The organism is Phenylobacterium sp. (assembly GCF_030654915.1).
In the GTDB taxonomy this organism is placed as follows: domain Bacteria; phylum Pseudomonadota; class Alphaproteobacteria; order Caulobacterales; family Caulobacteraceae; genus Phenylobacterium.
Genome location: NZ_JAURWM010000186.1, coordinates 1 through 15,433, shown reverse-complemented (window position 1 = coordinate 15,433; position 15,433 = coordinate 1). Strand labels below are relative to the sequence as shown.

14 protein-coding genes and 1 riboswitch are annotated in these 15,433 nt (G+C 67.7%); of the genes, 7 read left to right on the top strand and 7 right to left on the bottom strand.

The genetic code is table 11. The features are described 5' to 3' along the window. Positions 1 to 1,806, top strand: a 1,806-nt coding sequence (locus tag Q7T84_RS09655; RefSeq protein WP_304808192.1) for an NAD-glutamate dehydrogenase domain-containing protein, incomplete at its 5' end; no start/stop codon positions are given. A gap of 100 nt (positions 1,807 to 1,906) precedes the next feature. Here Q7T84_RS09655 and purH read toward each other — a convergent pair. From purH to Q7T84_RS09635, 4 genes are all read right to left on the bottom strand, one after another. Further along, positions 1,907 to 3,499 (bottom strand): bifunctional phosphoribosylaminoimidazolecarboxamide formyltransferase/IMP cyclohydrolase, encoded by a 1,593-nt coding sequence (gene purH / locus Q7T84_RS09650; RefSeq protein ID WP_304808190.1) that lies wholly within the window; start codon positions 3,497 to 3,499, stop codon positions 1,907 to 1,909. Positions 3,500 to 3,522: 23 nt separating this feature from the next. Then, positions 3,523 to 3,606: riboswitch (ZMP/ZTP riboswitch) on the bottom strand. Positions 3,607 to 3,772: 166 nt separating this feature from the next. Beyond that, positions 3,773 to 5,338, bottom strand: a complete 1,566-nt coding sequence (locus tag Q7T84_RS09645; RefSeq protein ID WP_304808189.1) for a heparinase II/III family protein — start codon at positions 5,336 to 5,338, stop codon at positions 3,773 to 3,775. A gap of 151 nt (positions 5,339 to 5,489) precedes the next feature. Further along, positions 5,490 to 6,152: a ribulose-phosphate 3-epimerase gene (gene rpe / locus Q7T84_RS09640; protein WP_304808187.1), complete on the bottom strand. Its 663-nt coding sequence runs from the start codon at positions 6,150 to 6,152 to the stop codon at positions 5,490 to 5,492. Positions 6,153 to 6,197: 45 nt separating this feature from the next. Next, complete coding sequence (locus tag Q7T84_RS09635) at positions 6,198 to 7,481, bottom strand: RsmB/NOP family class I SAM-dependent RNA methyltransferase (RefSeq protein ID WP_304808185.1); 1,284 nt, start codon at positions 7,479 to 7,481, stop codon at positions 6,198 to 6,200. 93 nt (positions 7,482 to 7,574) lie between these two features. On the opposite strand from Q7T84_RS09635, the gene Q7T84_RS09630 reads away from it, so the two are divergent. Then, on the top strand, positions 7,575 to 7,775 hold the full coding sequence (locus tag Q7T84_RS09630) for a DUF1674 domain-containing protein (RefSeq protein WP_304808184.1): 201 nt from the start codon (positions 7,575 to 7,577) through the stop codon (positions 7,773 to 7,775). 82 nt (positions 7,776 to 7,857) lie between these two features. Here the strand turns inward: Q7T84_RS09630 and pyrF are convergent, their stop codons facing one another. Beyond that, entirely contained in the window at positions 7,858 to 8,550 is a 693-nt protein-coding gene (gene pyrF / locus Q7T84_RS09625) for an orotidine-5'-phosphate decarboxylase (RefSeq protein ID WP_304808194.1), read from the bottom strand. Between the two features lie 102 nt (positions 8,551 to 8,652). Here pyrF and Q7T84_RS09620 point away from each other — a divergent pair, with 102 nt between their 5' ends. Further along, positions 8,653 to 9,345, top strand: coding sequence for a MarC family protein (locus tag Q7T84_RS09620; protein ID WP_304808183.1), 693 nt, complete (start codon positions 8,653 to 8,655; stop codon positions 9,343 to 9,345). Positions 9,346 to 9,560: 215 nt separating this feature from the next. On the opposite strand, the gene Q7T84_RS09615 is transcribed toward Q7T84_RS09620, so the two are convergent. Then, positions 9,561 to 10,364, bottom strand: coding sequence for an SDR family oxidoreductase (locus Q7T84_RS09615; protein WP_304808181.1), 804 nt, complete (start codon positions 10,362 to 10,364; stop codon positions 9,561 to 9,563). Between the two features lie 202 nt (positions 10,365 to 10,566). Between Q7T84_RS09615 and Q7T84_RS09610 the strand changes: the two genes are divergently transcribed. Together Q7T84_RS09610 and Q7T84_RS09605 are read left to right on the top strand one after the other, a co-directional pair. Further along, on the top strand, positions 10,567 to 12,486 hold the full coding sequence (locus Q7T84_RS09610; RefSeq protein WP_304808179.1) for a potassium transporter Kup: 1,920 nt from the start codon (positions 10,567 to 10,569) through the stop codon (positions 12,484 to 12,486). Further along, positions 12,487 to 12,831: a hypothetical protein gene (locus tag Q7T84_RS09605; RefSeq protein WP_304808177.1), complete on the top strand. Its 345-nt coding sequence runs from the start codon at positions 12,487 to 12,489 to the stop codon at positions 12,829 to 12,831. 7 nt (positions 12,832 to 12,838) lie between these two features. Here Q7T84_RS09605 and Q7T84_RS09600 read toward each other — a convergent pair whose 3' ends face one another. After that, on the bottom strand, positions 12,839 to 13,300 hold the full coding sequence (locus Q7T84_RS09600; protein ID WP_304808175.1) for an Lrp/AsnC family transcriptional regulator: 462 nt from the start codon (positions 13,298 to 13,300) through the stop codon (positions 12,839 to 12,841). 142 nt (positions 13,301 to 13,442) lie between these two features. Here Q7T84_RS09600 and Q7T84_RS09595 point away from each other — a divergent pair, with 142 nt between their 5' ends. Beyond that, complete coding sequence (locus tag Q7T84_RS09595) at positions 13,443 to 14,672, top strand: argininosuccinate synthase (protein WP_304808173.1); 1,230 nt, start codon at positions 13,443 to 13,445, stop codon at positions 14,670 to 14,672. A 189-nt stretch (positions 14,673 to 14,861) separates the two neighbouring features. Next, positions 14,862 to 15,433, top strand: a 572-nt coding sequence (locus Q7T84_RS09590) for a response regulator (RefSeq protein ID WP_304808171.1), incomplete at its 3' end; no start/stop codon positions are given.

The following is a 15,433-nucleotide window of genomic DNA, read 5'->3' as shown; positions in this document are numbered from 1 at the left end:
GCGACGTCCTATGCCGAGCGCCAGCGGATGTTCGAGCTGCCGCGCTCGTCCTGGGACGACTACGACCGCAAGAAGATATCCAAGGGCGGCGGGGTCTTCCCGCGCAGCCAGAAATCGATCCCGCTGAGCCGAGAGGCGAAGGCCATGCTGGGCGTCGAGGCCGACAGCCTGGCCCCGACCGAGCTGATATCCGCGATCCTCAAGGCGCAAGCCGAGCTGCTCTATGTCGGCGGCATCGGCACCTATGTGAAGGCCCGTGGCGAGAGCAACGCCGAGGTCGGCGACAAGGCCAATGACGCCCTGCGCGTCAGCGCCAGCGATCTGCGGGTCAAGGTGATCGGCGAAGGCGCGAACCTCGGCCTCACCCAGGCCGGCCGCATCGAGTTCGCCCTAGGCGGCGGCCGGGTGAACACCGACGCCATCGACAACTCGGCCGGGGTCGACTCGTCCGACCACGAAGTAAACATCAAGATCCTCACCGGGATGCTTGAACGCACCGATGTGCTGAACCGGCCCAAGCGTGACAAGCTGCTGAAGTCGATGACCAAGGACGTCGCCGACCACGTGCTGGCCCACAACTACGACCAGACCCTGGCGCTCTCGCTGATGGACCTGGACGCCGCAGGCGAGCTCGAGCCCCACGCCCGCTACATGGCCCACCTGGAAACACGCGGTCAGCTCGACCGCACGGTCGAGGGCCTGCCGGACGCCAATGTGCTGGCCGAACGCCGCCAGGCCGGGAAGGGCCTGACCCGGCCGGAAGCCGCCGTCCTGCTGGCCTATGGCAAGCTGGAGCTGAAGGGCGACATGGCCCACAGCCCGGTGGCCGACGATCCCCATTTCGAGGCTCTGCTGGAAGGCTACTTCCCCAAGGGCGTGCGCAAGTACGACGACGCCCTGCGCCGTCACCGCCTGCGCCGCGAGATCATCGCCACGGTGGTCGCCAACGACGCCGTCAACCGCTGCGGCCCCTCGTTCCCGACCCGCCTGATGTCGGCGGCCTCCTGCGACGTCACCGCCTTCGTCACCGCCTATGAGGCGGCCAAGGCGGTGCTGGGCCTGGACGCCCTCTGGGACGCGGTCTCGGCGCTGGACGGCAAGATCCCGGCGGCGGGCCAGATGGCCCTCTACCGGCGCCTGGCCTACACCCTGCGCGGCGAGACCTTCTGGCTGGCCCGCCGGGCTTCGCGCGGCGGCCACAGCGTCGAGGCCCTCATCAAGCGTTATGGCCCAGGCGCCGCAACCCTGACGACCCTGCTGCCAGACATCCTGTCGCCCGTGGAACGCGGACGCCTCGAGGCCCAGGTGGTTCGCCTGACCGAAGTCGGCGCGCCGGAAGCTCTTGCGCGAAAAATCGCCAATCTGCAGCCGCTCACCGTGGCCGTGGACCTGGTCGACCTGGCCGAGGCCTCAAGCTGGTCCCTGCCCGACGCGGCGCGGCTCTACGACCACGTCGGCCGCAGCTTCGCCTTCGACCGCCTACGGGCGGCCAGCGCCGGCTTCACGGCCGGCGACGCCTTCGAGCGCACCGCCGTCCGCCGCCTGGTCGAGGATCTGCTCGCCGAGCAGGCCAGCCTGACCCGGCAGGTCATCGCCTTCACTGGCGACGCCGAGGCCGGCAAGAGCGACGAAGCGGCCGAGGCCGCCATCGGCGCCTGGACCGCTCTGCGCCGAGACACCGCCGAGACCGCCCGCAAGGCGATCGAGGAGATCGAGGCCTCCGGCGGTCCCTGGACGTTCGCCAAGCTCACCATCGCCAATGCGGCGCTGCGCGAACTAGCCAACGCCGAGACGGCGAAGGGGTAACCCGAAACTCTCGTCATGGCGGGATGCGCCCCGGCCATACAGAAACGCCGCCGATCATTGCTGATCGGCGGCGTTTTGCGTCTGCGACGAACGTCGGGTGTTAGTGACGGAAGACCCGCACGCCGGTGAACACCATGGCGATGCCGCGCTCGTCGGCCGCCTCAATGACCTTGTCGTCACCGATCGAGCCGCCCGGTTGGATCACGGCGGTGCAGCCGGCGTCCGCCGCCTGCAGCAGCCCGTCAGGGAACGGGAAGAAGGCCTCGGAGGCGCAGGCGGAGCCCTTCAGATCCAGGCCGAAGTCGGCGGCGCGCAGCGCCGCGATCCGGGCCGAATCCTTGCGGTTCATCTGGCCGGCGCCGACGCCCAGCGTCTGACCCTGGCGGGCGTAGACGATCGCGTTGGACTTCACGTGCTTGGCGATTGTGAAGGCGAACAGCATGTCGCGCACTTCCTCGTCGGTGGGGCTGCGCTTGGTCACCACCTTCAGGTCGGCGGCCGTCAGGTGAGCGGTGTCGCGGCTCTGCACCAGGAAGCCCCCGGAAACCGAGCGGAAGGTTTCGCCCGGCGTATGCGGGTCGGGCAGACCGCCGGTGACCAGCAGCCGCACGTTCTTCTTCTTGCGGAACAGCGCAATGGCGTCCTCGTCGGCGTCCGGCGCGATCACCACCTCGGTAAAGACCTCGAGCACCTTGGCCGCGGTGGCCGCATCCAGCCTAGTGTTCAAGGCGACGATGCCGCCGAAGGCGCTGGTCGGGTCGCAAGCCAAGGCCCGCTCGTAGGCCTGCGCCAGGCTGGCGCCGGTCGCCACGCCGCAGGGATTGGCGTGCTTGATGATCGCGCAGGCCGGAGCCTTGGCCGGATCGAACTCGGCGATCAGCTCATAGGCGGCGTCGGTGTCGTTGATGTTGTTGTAGCTGAGCTCCTTGCCCTGAAGCTGCCTGGCCGTCGCCACCCCGATCCGCGGGTTGGCGAAGCGATAGAACGAGGCCGCCTGGTGGGGGTTCTCGCCATAGCGCATGGTCTGAGCCAATTCGCCGGCGAAGGCGCGTCGACGCGGGGCTTCCTCGCCCAGTTGCCCTGCGAACCAGGATGAGATCGCCGCATCATAGGACGCCGTCCGAGCATAGGCGCGGGCCGCGAGCTTCTTGCGCAGCGCCAGGCTGGTGCCGCCGTTCGCCTGCAGTTCGGCCAGCACTTCTTCCAGGTCGGCGATCTCGGTGCAGATCGCGACATAGCCGTGGTTCTTGGCCGCCGAGCGGACCATGGCCGGACCGCCGATGTCGATGTTCTCGACGCAGTCCTCGAACGAGCCGCCTTTCGCGACGGTGGCCTCGAACGGATAGAGGTTCACATAGACGATATCGATGGCGCCGATGCCGTGGTCTGCCATGGCCTTGGCGTGTTCGGCCGCGTCGCGCACCCCCAGCAGGCCGCCGTGGACGATGGGATGCAGCGTCTTCACGCGCCCGTCCATCATCTCCGGGACATTGGTCAGGTCGGAGACGTCCTTCACCGCCAGGCCGGCGCCGGCGATCGCCGCGCGGGTGCCGCCGGTGGAAACCAGTTCAACGCCGTGATCGGCGAGAAGCTTGGCGGCCTCGACCAGGCCGGTCTTGTCCGAGACGGAGATCAGCGCGCGCTTGGGCGCGACAAGGTCGGGTGCAGGCGGGAAATCGGGGGCGGCGGGCATGGCAGTCTCCTGTGAGGTTACACGGAAATTGCCCAGGCGAGCGGCATGCAGATATTCCGCGCTCCCCGATGGTCGCCCACCTTCATTCGCCAGTCACGCGGAATGACGTCGAATTAGGCCCACTAAGCGCGCGGGTCAATGCGACCCCTCTCCTCTCCCCTTGGGGAGAGGTTGGGTGAGGGGGACGGCCCCTCCGAATGCACCGCGGTTGGACAGTTGAGCGACGCTCCGCGCCGCCCCCTCACCTAGCCTCTCCCGAGGGAGAGGAACCGCTCAGCCTTCCGCCGCCGCGAACTTCCACCGAAGCCGAGCCCCGCTGTCGGCGCGGGCTTGGCCGCGCAGCACGATTTGCTGGCTGCGGCGCGGCTTGCCGTCCTGGAAGTAGACCGAGGTCTCGATGTCGGCCGACTGGGCGTCGTTGCGCAGCCACCAGCCAGGTTCGCCCTCGTGGGCGCGCAACAACACGCTCTTGCCGTCACGAGCCAGGCTGGCGCTGACGTCGGGATGAACGTGGAAGCGCGAGGTGAACGGGATGAACCGCCGACCCGCCTCGCCGCCCTGACCCGGTTGCACGGCGACCAGCGAATCCTCGCCGCGCAACTCGTCGGCGTTCAAGTCGAGAAACAGTTTGCGCTCATGGCGCAGGCCGAACCGCTTCTCCCAGCCGTCGTGCGACAGCTCCAGCCACAGGGCGCCGTCGGCCTCATAGCGCTTGGCCTCGACATTCTCATAGGCGCCGATCAGCCTAGGTCCTAGCGCCGCCGCGCGGAAGCCGCGCAAGGGCTCCCCGCAGGCCTGGTCGGCCAGGGAAAGGGTCGAAGAGGCGTCCACCAACCGCAACGCCTGCGGTCCGGCGGCCTCCGGCGACCAGGCGCTGGCCGCGATCAGCCGTCGGCCGCCGACCAGCACCTCCATGGCCAGCGGCTGGGCGCAGGCGGTGACGCTCCATGGCCCCTGCGCCGGCGGCGCCGCGTCGGCGAACACCTGGATGCTGCGGCCCTCAAGCCGGTGATAGCCATTGCGCGAGACCGGGACCGGAGCCACGGCGTTCTCGGCGGCGCGAGCGGCGGCGACATAGGCGCGGGCGCCAGCCTCGCCGCCTTGAAGCTCGGGCAAGGCGCCGTCGGCCAGGGTGAAGAACCGCACCGTTCCGCTCAGGCGGTCGATGGCGCGCATCATTTCCTCGGGCGCGATCCGGCCGCGTTGAACCAGCGCCTCGTCGAGGGTCTGCAGATCCAGCAACAGCTCCAGCGCCGCGCGCGGGCAGCGTGAGGCGTGGCCGCCGTCCGGCTGCACGCTGACCGGCAGGGCCTGGGCCAGACGCGCCAGCCCCTGGGCCATCAACTTCTCGCCCACATCGCCCGCCAGCGCGGTCCCGGCCAGGGCGGCGGCGGCGGCGCGTTCAGCCGCCCGCACCGGCCCATCGACCAGCGAGATCAGGTGCCGGGCCTGGCGCGCCAGGTCGAGCGCGATGATTGCGCACTCCATGTCCGAGGCCTTGGCGCAGATGGCCCTGGCGCCGCAGGCCAGGTGCAGCACCCGCCGCTCCAGCACCTCGGGGCTCCAGGAGAAGGTGTTCCAACGGCCGAACACGCCGTGCCAGTCGAGCGTCAGGCGCAGGGCCTCGGCCGCGCCCTCGTCGCCCAGCGCCAGCAGATCGCGCATCCAGTCGAAGCCGTGCAGGCCGACCGCAAAGCCGTGGCTCGGGCTCGGCCGGTCCCAGGGATCACCGCCAGGGCCGACGTCCAGCATCACGCCAGCGAAGGTGAAGCGGCCCGCCAGGATACGGCGGCCGGCCTCCTTGTCGGCGGGGCGCGGGTCTTTAGGAAAGGCGGCCAAGCCCTCAGGGCGCGGTCGTGCCAACAGCCAACGGTGCATGGGCGATCCCGCCCATTCGCGACGGACCTGCCGCAACGCGCCCTGCGTCAGGGCCAGCCCCCAGAGGCCGCCTGAAGTTTTCGAAATCGCCGGGAACCCTCCGGCCACGCCGCTAGCCGCCCTTCAGCGCGCGAATATTGTCGGCGTACTGGCTCGGGCCGCCCTTGAAGACCGCGGTGCCGGCGACCAGCGCCGTGGCGCCGGCGGAGACGCAGAGCGGGGCGGTCTCGGGCGTCACGCCGCCGTCGACTTCCAGCTCGATGTGGCGACCGGTGGCGTCGATCATCTTGCGCAGGGCTTCGATCTTGCGCAGCTGCGAGTGCATGAACTTCTGACCGCCGAAGCCAGGGTTGATCGACATGACCAGGATCAGGTCGATGTCGTCCATCATCCACTGGATGACGCTAGGATCGGTCGAGGGATTGAAGACCACGCCGGCCTTGGCGCCCAGTTCGCGAATGCGCTTCAGGGTGCGGTTCAGGTGCGGGCCGCTCTCTGGATGGACGCTGATCATGTCGGCGCCAGCCTCGCGGAAGGCTTCCAGATAGGGATCAGCCGGGGCGATCATCAGGTGGACGTCGAACGGGATCTTGGCGTGCGGCCGCAGCGCCTTCACGACATCGGGGCCAATCGTGATGTTCGGCACGAAGTGGCCGTCCATCACGTCCACATGCACCCAGTCGGCGCCGGCCGCTTCAATGGCGGCGACTTCCTCGCCCAGCTTGGCGAAGTCGGAGGCGAGAATGGATGGGGCGATGATCGGTGCAGTCGTCATGCCCTGGACTTAGCCAAGCCTCGCCCCAGGGACAAGGCCGAGTGCTCACCCCGTGCGGACGAACCGCGCGACATAGAACCCGTCCTGGCCGCCAACCCGATGGTGCGGCAGCAATCGCAGGGTCCCGTCAGCCAACTGGCTGGCCCAGGGCGAGCCAGCTTCACCCGGCTGGGCGGGGCTCAGCTTGAAGTCGCGGTGGCGCATCAGGAAGGCAGCGGTCTGGGCCTCCCCCTCTTCGGGCTCCAGCGAACAGACGCAATAGACCAACCGCCCGCCGACCTTGGTCCGCTTGGCCGCCGAATCCAGCAGCCGGCTCTGAACGCTGGCCAGGGCGGCGACATCGCTCGGCCGCGCGGCCCACAGCACGTCGGGATGGCGGCGATAGGTGCCGGTCGCGCTGCAAGGCGCGTCCAGCAGCACGGCGTCGAACTCACGCTCATCGGCCCATTCGCCGGCGTCGGCGGCCACCACCTCGACGGTCAGCCCCGTGCGTTCGAGATTTTCCTTCACCCGCACCAGCCGGGCCGGCGAGCGATCGACGGCGATCACCTCGGCGCCGGTGGCCGCCAGCTGCATGGTCTTGCCGCCGGGCGCGGCGCAGAAGTCGAGCACGGTCTCGCCCGGCTTGGCGTCCAGCAGGCGGGCCGGGATCGCCGCGCTGGCGTCCTGCACCCACCACAGACCCTCGTCATAGGCGGGCCAGGCGGCGACATCGCCCTTGCGCGGCGTGCGCAGGGTGCCGCCAGCCAGCACTTCGCCTTCAAGCTCGGCGGCCAGGCGTTCGGCATGGTCGGAAGATTTCAGCGACAGGTCGGTGGCCGGCTCGTCGGCGATCAAGGCGGCCATGGCGTCGGCGGCCTCGCGTCCGAAAGCGGCCGTCCAGCGCGCATAGAGCCAGGGCGGGCACAGCGCCTCGGGCAGATCGAGGTTCGGCGGCTCGCGCAGCAGGCCGCGCAGCACCGCATTGATCAGGCCCTTGAAGGCTCGGGTCGAGGAGTGGCTGGCGGCGAGATCGACGCTGGTGGTGACGGCGGCGAAGGCCGGCACGTCCATCAGGAAGGCCTGGGTGACGCCGATCCGCAGGATGTTGCGAACCTCCTCGGGCGGGGCGCGGGTGAGCTTGGCGTCGAGCGCCCGCTCGATCGGTCCCAGCCGGCGCAGGGTGGCCATGGCCAACGCCATGGCGAACCCGCGGTCGCGCTGCTCCAACCCCTTGAACAGGGGCCGAGAGAGAGCTTCGTCCAAGCCGGCGCGGCGGGCGAGGCTAGCGGAAAGGATGTCGATGGCGGCCCGGCGGGCGGGCAGGCCAATGTCGCGTTCTTCAGTCACCGGCGCGGCGTGCCCTCATCGGCGGCCTGAGGCAAGCGGCGATTGCGCCCACCTGCACTGGCGCGCGCGCTCCCAAGCGCCTAAATCGAGGCCATGAGCGATCAAATCCCGCCCAATGCGGCTCCCGGTAAGGAACTGACGCCCGCCGCCCGCCGCGCGCTGGAAGAGGCCGCCGCGCGCCACGCCGCCGATAAGGCGCAGGCCGAGCGCATCGCCGAACTCGGCGGCCCCAAGGGCCTGGAGCCGACACGCTTCGGCGACTGGGAACGCAAAGGCATCGCAGTCGACTTCTAATCGGTCGTCCACGGCCTAGCCAGTTCGGCGCCTCAGTTTGTTCCCCTGGATCGCCTTTGGCGATCAGAGGACGAAGTAACCGCTAAACCCCCAGCAGTTCCTCGGCCACTCGCCGCGCGGCGTCGCGCGGGTCGTTGGCGGCGGTAATCGGGCGGCCGCAGACGATGTGGCTGGCCCCGGCGCGCAGGGCGTCGGCCGGGGTGGCGGCGCGGGCCTGATCGTTCTTGGCCGACCAGTCGGGGCGCACGCCCGGCGTCACCACCAGGAAGTCCTTGCCGCCGATCTGCCGGGCCAGGGCGGCCTCGTGCGGGCTGGCGATCACCCCGTCGGCCCCGGCCGCGATGGCGTGGTGGATACGGCGCTCGACCAGCGCCCGGGCGGTTTCGGAAAAGCCCATCTCGATCAAGTCAGCGTCGTTGAGGCTGGTCAGCACCGTGACCCCGAGGATCTTCAGGTTCGAACGGCCCTTGCCGCGCACCGCGGCGGCCAGCACCTGGGGCTCGGCATGGACGGTCAGAAAGTCACAGCCGACATCGGCCAGCACGCTGGCGGCGCGTTGCACCGTGGTGCCGATGTCATGCAGCTTCCAGTCCAGGAACACCTGCTTGCCCTGGGCTTTCAATTCCCGCGCCAGAACCATGCCGCCGCCGGTGGCGAACAGCTCCAACCCGATCTTATAGAAGCTGACCCCGTCGCCGACGGCCGCGACCATGGCGCGAGCTTCCTCGACAGTCGGCACATCCAGGGGCACGATCAGACGCGGATCGGTCAGCACGGCGGCGGGGGCGGAAGCCATGGCGAAATCCTCTCAGGCAGGCGCGCGGACGACCTCTCGCGAGAGATCGGCTGGCGCTTCGAATTGGGCTAAGACCGCTGCATGAGCCAGTGGGACTTCGCCGTCAACTTCTTCGTCGCGCTGTTCGCCCTGATCGACCCGATCGGCAACGTGCCGCTATTCGCCGCCGCCACCAACGGCGTGAAAAGCAAGGATAGCCGGCTGATCGCGGTCTATATCGCGCTGTTCGTCCTCGGCTTCCTAACCTTCTTCTACTTCTCGGGCCTGTCGTTGCTGGCCTTCTTCGGGATTTCGCTGCCGGCTTTCCGTATCGCCGGCGGGGTGATCCTGTTCCTGCTGGGCCTGGAAATGGCCCGCGACGACTTCACAGCCACCTTCGCCAACGCCGCCGATGAGACCGGCCCCCCGCTCGAGGGCCGCGCCAATGCACGCCGCCGGTTCGAGCGAATGATCGTGCCCTTCGCCATGCCGCTGTTGATCGGCCCCGGCGCGATCTCCACGGTGGTCATCTACGCCAGCGAGGCCAAGCGGTTCGGCATGGCCGGCGCGGCGGTCGGCGTGGCGGTGATCGCCGCCCTCGCCCTGGCCACCATGCTCTGTTTCTGGGCGACCCCGATCATCACCAAGCTGCTCGGCCGTATCGGCCTGACCATCGTGGTCCGGGTGCTGGGCCTGATCCTCTGCGCCCTGGCGGTGCAGTTCATCTTGGCCGGGATCGCCGAATCCACCGCGGGCGTCATCCTGCGCGAGGCGGCCGCGCCCTACGCGAAGTAGGACAGGCGCCAAGCCACCCACACGGGTGTCATCCCGGTTTGCGAAGCAAGACCGGGACCCATTCGCGGCGTGTCCTCGGAAGAAGGCAGGACCCCGCCACAGCATGCACAATCAGGTGTTCATGGGTCCCGGACAGCCGCGGAGCCTGTCCTCGGGCTGGCCAGAGGCCAGACCCGGGGGCGGCTTCCGGGATGACATCGGTTTGTGCGTCGCCGTCACACCTTGCCCCGAAACCTCGGCCCCTGCGACGCCATCAGCGCCAAGGCCCAAGCATCGGGGATCAACTTGACGGCGGCGGCTATGGCCTTGTTGGGCGCGCCAGGCACGCAGATCGGGCGATTGGCCTCGACCGCCTCATAGCCGGCGGCGGCGACCTGGTCAGCGCCCATCCACAGCCACTTCGGCGCGCTGCGGCTGATCTGCTCGCGGGTGTCGTTGGCGTCATGGAATTCGGAATAGGTGAAGCCCGGCGCCAGGGCGCTCACATGCACCCCGGTCCCCAGGTTCTCCAGGTGCAGGCTCTGGGAGAACTTCACCATGTAGCTCTTGGTCGCCCCGTACAGCGTCGCGCCGGGCGAGCCCGGGATCAGCCCCGCCAGCGAGGCGACATTGACGATCCGGCCAAACTTGCGCGCCGCCATGCCCGGCAAGACCCGATGGGCCAGTTCCGTGGGCGCGGTCAGCATCACTTGCAGAAACGCCGCATGCGTCTCCCAGGGCGATTCCAGGAAGCCGCCCGGCACGCCGTAGCCCGCATTGTTGACCAGGGCGTCGACCACTCGCCCATGGGCGGTCAAATGCTCAAGTATCGCCGCCGGGCTCCGCGGCTCGGCGAGGTCAGCGGCGAAGGTCAGGGCCTCGACCCCATGCCGCAGCGAGATCTCCTCGGCGAGCTTCTCCAGGCGTTCGCTCCGGCGAGCGGTGAGGGCGACGTCATAGCCATGACTGGCGTAGATCCGCGCGAAAGCCGCGCCGATCCCAGCCGAAGCCCCCGTCACCAGCGCCAGTCTACGGTCCATTCCGGCCCCTTGGTTCGCAACCCGCGCCGAAGGTGGATAAAGCCTGCGCAAGGTCAACCTTCAGCAGCATTCTATGTGCAGCGTCAGCGTGACGCGACGACGTCACGATTGTACGGTTGTCGGATTGGGTGTATCGCGCCCGCCGCTGCGGCACTTGGGCCGCCTAGGGGAGCGTCTGTCCGCATGTTCCCGGAGACTTTGAATGGCTGAAACAGCCGGCGTCGCCCAGGAGGCGACGGAGGAGTCTCACTCCCCGCACAAACAAGAGAGTTTTCGCGCCCTCGCCTTGGGGGCGATCGGCGTCGTCTTTGGCGATATCGGCACCAGCCCGCTCTACGCCATGAAGGAAGCCCTGCACCATTCGCGCTCCGGCGGAGCCAGCGAAGTGGCGGTGCTGGGCGTGGTCTCGCTGGTGATCTGGGCGCTGATCCTCATCGTCACGATCAAGTACGTCGTGTTCCTGATGCGGGCCGACAACAAGGGCGAGGGGGGCACCCTGGCCCTGATGGCGCTGGCCCAGCGCCATCTGCCCAAGCGCTCGACCACCGTCTTCTTCCTCGGCGTGATCGGCGCGGCGCTGTTCTATGGCGACGGCATCATCACCCCGGCCATTTCCGTGCTTTCGGCCGTCGAAGGCATGAAGGACGCGCCAGGCATCGGCCGCGGCATCGAGCCCTATCTGGTGCCCATCGCCGCCGGCGTCCTGGTGGCGCTGTTCATGGTGCAGGCGCGCGGCACCCATAAGATGGCCGCTCTGTTCGGGCCGGTCATGGCCGCGTGGTTCCTGACCCTCGGCGGCCTCGGCGTCCTACATATCGCCGACGACTGGTCGGTGCTGCGGGCCCTGAACCCCTGGTTCGGCGTGCGCTTCCTGCTAAGCGACGGCTTGGTCGGCTTCGTCATCCTCGGCAGCGTCTTCCTGGCGGTGACCGGGGCCGAGGCGCTCTATGCCGACATGGGTCACTTCGGAAAGAAGCCGATCCGCGCGGCCTGGCTGTTCTTCGCCCTGCCCTGTCTCGCGGTCAGCTATCTCGGCCAAGGCGCCAATGTGCTCGCCCACCCCGAAGCCCGCTTCAACCCGTTCTGGGCGATGGTGCCCGAGCTGGCCTATTGGCCGGTGCTGGTGCTGGCGACGGTCGCCACGGTCATCGCCAGCCAGGCGGTGATCACCGGCGCCTTCTCGATGACCCAGCAGGCCGTCCAGCTTGGCCTGCTGCCGCGCATCGACATCCGCCGCACCTCCGAAACCCAGGCCGGCCAGATCTTCGTGCCGCAGGTGAACACCTATCTGATGGTCGGGGTGCTGGTGCTGCTATTCACCTTCCAGAACTCCTCGTCCCTGGCCGCCGCCTACGGTATCGCCGTCACCGGCGCGATGTTCGTCGACACCCTGCTGTTCTTCGTCATCATCAAGTACATGTGGAAGCGCCCGACCTGGCAGGCCGCGCTCGCCGCCACCGCCTTTGGCTCGCTCGACCTGGTGTTCATCGGCTCGAACCTGCTGAAGATCCCGGACGGCGCCTGGCTGCCGCTGGTGATGGGCGCGATGCTGGTGCTGATCATGTGGACCTGGACGCGCGGCGCCCAGATCCTGTCGGACAAGACCCGGCGCGACTCCGTCCCCCTGGTCGAACTCTCGGAAATCCTCAAGGCTCGCGCCCCGCACCGGGCGCCGGGCACCGCGATCTTCCTGACCTCCGACCCGACCATGGCCCCGGTCGCGCTGATGCATAATCTCAAGCACAACAAGGTGCTGCACGAGAAGAACATCATCCTGACGGTGCTGACCGCCGAGACCCCGCGCGTGCGCGAGAACGACCGCATCCGCATCGAGCCGGTCAATGACGACTTCAAGATCGTCTATATCTCGTACGGCTTCATGGAGAGCCCCAACATCCCCAAGGGCCTGGGCCTCTGCCGCAAGCTTGGGCTGAAGTTCGACATCATGGCCACCAGCTTCTTCTTAGGAAGGCGCTCCATCGTGCCGTCGGCGCAATCAGGCATGCCGCTCTGGCAGGACAAGATCTTCATCTTCCTGATGAAGAACGCCGCCAATCCCACCGACTTCTACAAGATCCCTCCCGGCCGCGTGGTGGAGCTGGGCACGCAGGTGACCGTCTAGATGACCTTCCTCAGCATCGCCGCCGACGTCCTCTGGATCCTGTCGCTCTCGATCATGGCCTCGGCCACTCGCACCGCCTGGATGCGGATGGAGCCCGAGACGCGGGTGCCGGTGATGGGATCATGGCGGCTGTCGCGCAACGTGGCCCTCCCGCTGCCGGTCGTGCTGGCCTTCATCGCCGGCATGGCCCTGCTCTGGGGGCACCGCCACCAGACCCAGCTCTCTTACGACGTCATCTTCTTCGGGTTGCGCGCCACGCTCGCCGCCATCATCGCCATGGTCCACCTGCAATGGCTGAAGGGCGCGCTGGCGACGCTGGAGGCCGAAGGCGCCCTGAAGTCCTAGACCGACCTCAAGGCAGCGGGATCTCGTAGCTCCGCTTGACGGTCTCCATGGGAACGTCGGTCTTGACGCTCTGAACGCTGGGGATGCGGGTCAGGTGGTCGGCCTGGAAGCGCCAGTAGCTGTTCAGGTCCGCCGTGACGATGCGCAGCAGCGCGTCGCATTCGCCAGTGGTCAGATAGCACTCCATCACCTCGGGAAACCGCCTGACGGCCTGCGCGAACTGTTGCGTGACCTCCGCGTCCTGGGTCTTGAACCAGACCCGCGCGAACACCGTCAGGCCGACCCCCAGCTTGGCGCCGTCCAGCACCGCCACATAGCGCTCGATGACGCCCGCTTCCTCCAGCAGCCGAACCCTGCGCAGGCAGGGCGACGGCGAGAGCCCCACCTCGCGGGCAAGCTCAATATTCTGCATGCGGCCGTCGCGTTGCAGGGCGCGAAGGATGCGCCGGTCGATCGCGTCGAGTTTCATTGGCGCCCGGCGCCCCTAGATAAGGCTGCGTTGATATCTGATGCCAACTTCACGCTCATTGTTGGTGTCTTTGCAATCCAATTGTTTTGATCTTGGCCTAGGGTGCCGACAATGAAACTGATTTTGGCTTAGGGTGCCGAGCATGAACACGACCACGCCCCCCATCAAAAAAGTCGTCCTCGCCTATTCGGGCGGCCTCGACACCTCGATCATCCTGAAGTGGCTGCAGACCGAGTACGGAGCGGAGGTCGTGACCTTCACCGCCGACCTCGGCCAAGGCGAAGAGATCGAACCGGCGCGGGCCAAGGCGCTGGCCGCCGGCGTCAAACCGGAGAACATCTTCATCGAGGACGTGCGCGAGGAATTCGTGCGCGATTTCGTCTTCCCGATGTTCCGCGCCAACACGGTCTATGAGGGCCAGTACCTGCTCGGCACCTCGATCGCCCGGCCGCTGATCGCCAAGCGCCAGATCGAGATCGCCCGTCTGACCGGCGCCGACGCCGTCAGCCATGGCGCCACCGGCAAAGGCAACGATCAGGTCCGCTTCGAGCTTGGCTACTACGCGCTGGAGCCCGATATCCACGTGATCGCCCCCTGGCGCGAGTGGGACTTCAAGAGCCGCGAGGCCCTGCTGGAGTTCGCCGAGAAGCACCAGATCCAGATCACCAAGGACAAGCGCGGCGAGGCGCCGTTCAGCGTCGACGCCAACCTGCTGCACTCCTCGTCCGAGGGTAAGGTGCTGGAGGACCCGGCGGTTGAAGCCCCCGAGTTCGTCCACATGCGCACCATCGCGCCAGAGGACGCCCCCGATAAGCCGACGATCTTCACCATGGACTTCGAGAAGGGCGACCCCGTCGCGATCGACGGCGTGAAGATGAGCCCGGCCACCCTGCTGACCAAGCTGAACCAGCTCGGCCACGACAACGGTGTCGGCCGTCTAGACCTGGTCGAGAACCGCTTCGTCGGCATGAAGTCGCGCGGCGTCTATGAGACGCCCGGCGGCACGATCCTGTTGCAGGCTCACCGCGCCATCGAGTCGATCACGCTTGATCGCGGCGCCGGCCACCTCAAGGACGAGTTGATGCCGCGCTATGCCGAGCTGATCTATAACGGTTTCTGGTTCGCGCCCGAGCGCGAGATGCTGCAGGCGGCAATCGACAAATCCCAGGCCAACGTCTCGGGGACGGTCACGCTCAAGCTCTACAAGGGCAATGTGATCGTGACGGGCAGGGCCTCGCCCAACTCGCTCTACTCGGCCGCACACGTCACGTTTGAAGATGATGCAGGCGCATACAACCAGCAGGACGCCGAGGGCTTCATCCGTCTTAACGCCTTGCGCCTGCGACTGCTTGGGCTGGCGAAGAAGGACTGATCCGGGGGGGTTCACGAATTCCCTCGGGATTTCCCCTGGGTATGTCGTGATAGGGCGCGCAGTTTTTCGCGCCGTGAGCGTCGTTGAGGATTGCCATTTCGTCAAAATGGTTAACTATGCTCCCAGCACAGATTGCCCGCGATTCGTGCGGGCAAGGTCGGTGCGCAACCTCAGCAGAGGGTAGCGGCCGTGAATGCGCCCCCGCCCCCCCTCGAGCAAGAGCGCGACGCCGAGGCAGCGGCAGTCGGCGCAGACACCGTGGCCGTGCGCCCGGCGCCAACGCGCGACCATCCCGCGTCTGACTGGATCCGCGTCGCGGCGTCACGCAACGTCCTGATTGTGGACGATAATGATCGTCACCTCGACATTCTCAGCACCATCCTCTCCTCGGTCGGTCACGACGTCGAAACCTGCGGATCGGGCGCTGAAGCCTTGCGCCGTCTCGAAGGGCGTCATTTCGATATCCTGGTGCTTGACCTCGTGATGCCGGAAATCAGCGGCGTCGTCGTGGCCGAGCAGATGCGCCAGACCACGGTGAACTGCGACACGCCGATCATCATCTGCACGGCGAACATGACCATCGCACGCCGCCAACTCCACGACGTCGAGGGCATTGTCGCGATCATCGGGAAGCCGATCGACACGGCCAGCCTCGTGCTCGCCGTGGCGCGCGCGCCGGTCCGCCCACGGACCAGTCTGGCCAAGCAGGCAAAAATGTGTGATCATTCGCGACAGGACGCGCCGCGATCACGGGCGCAGCC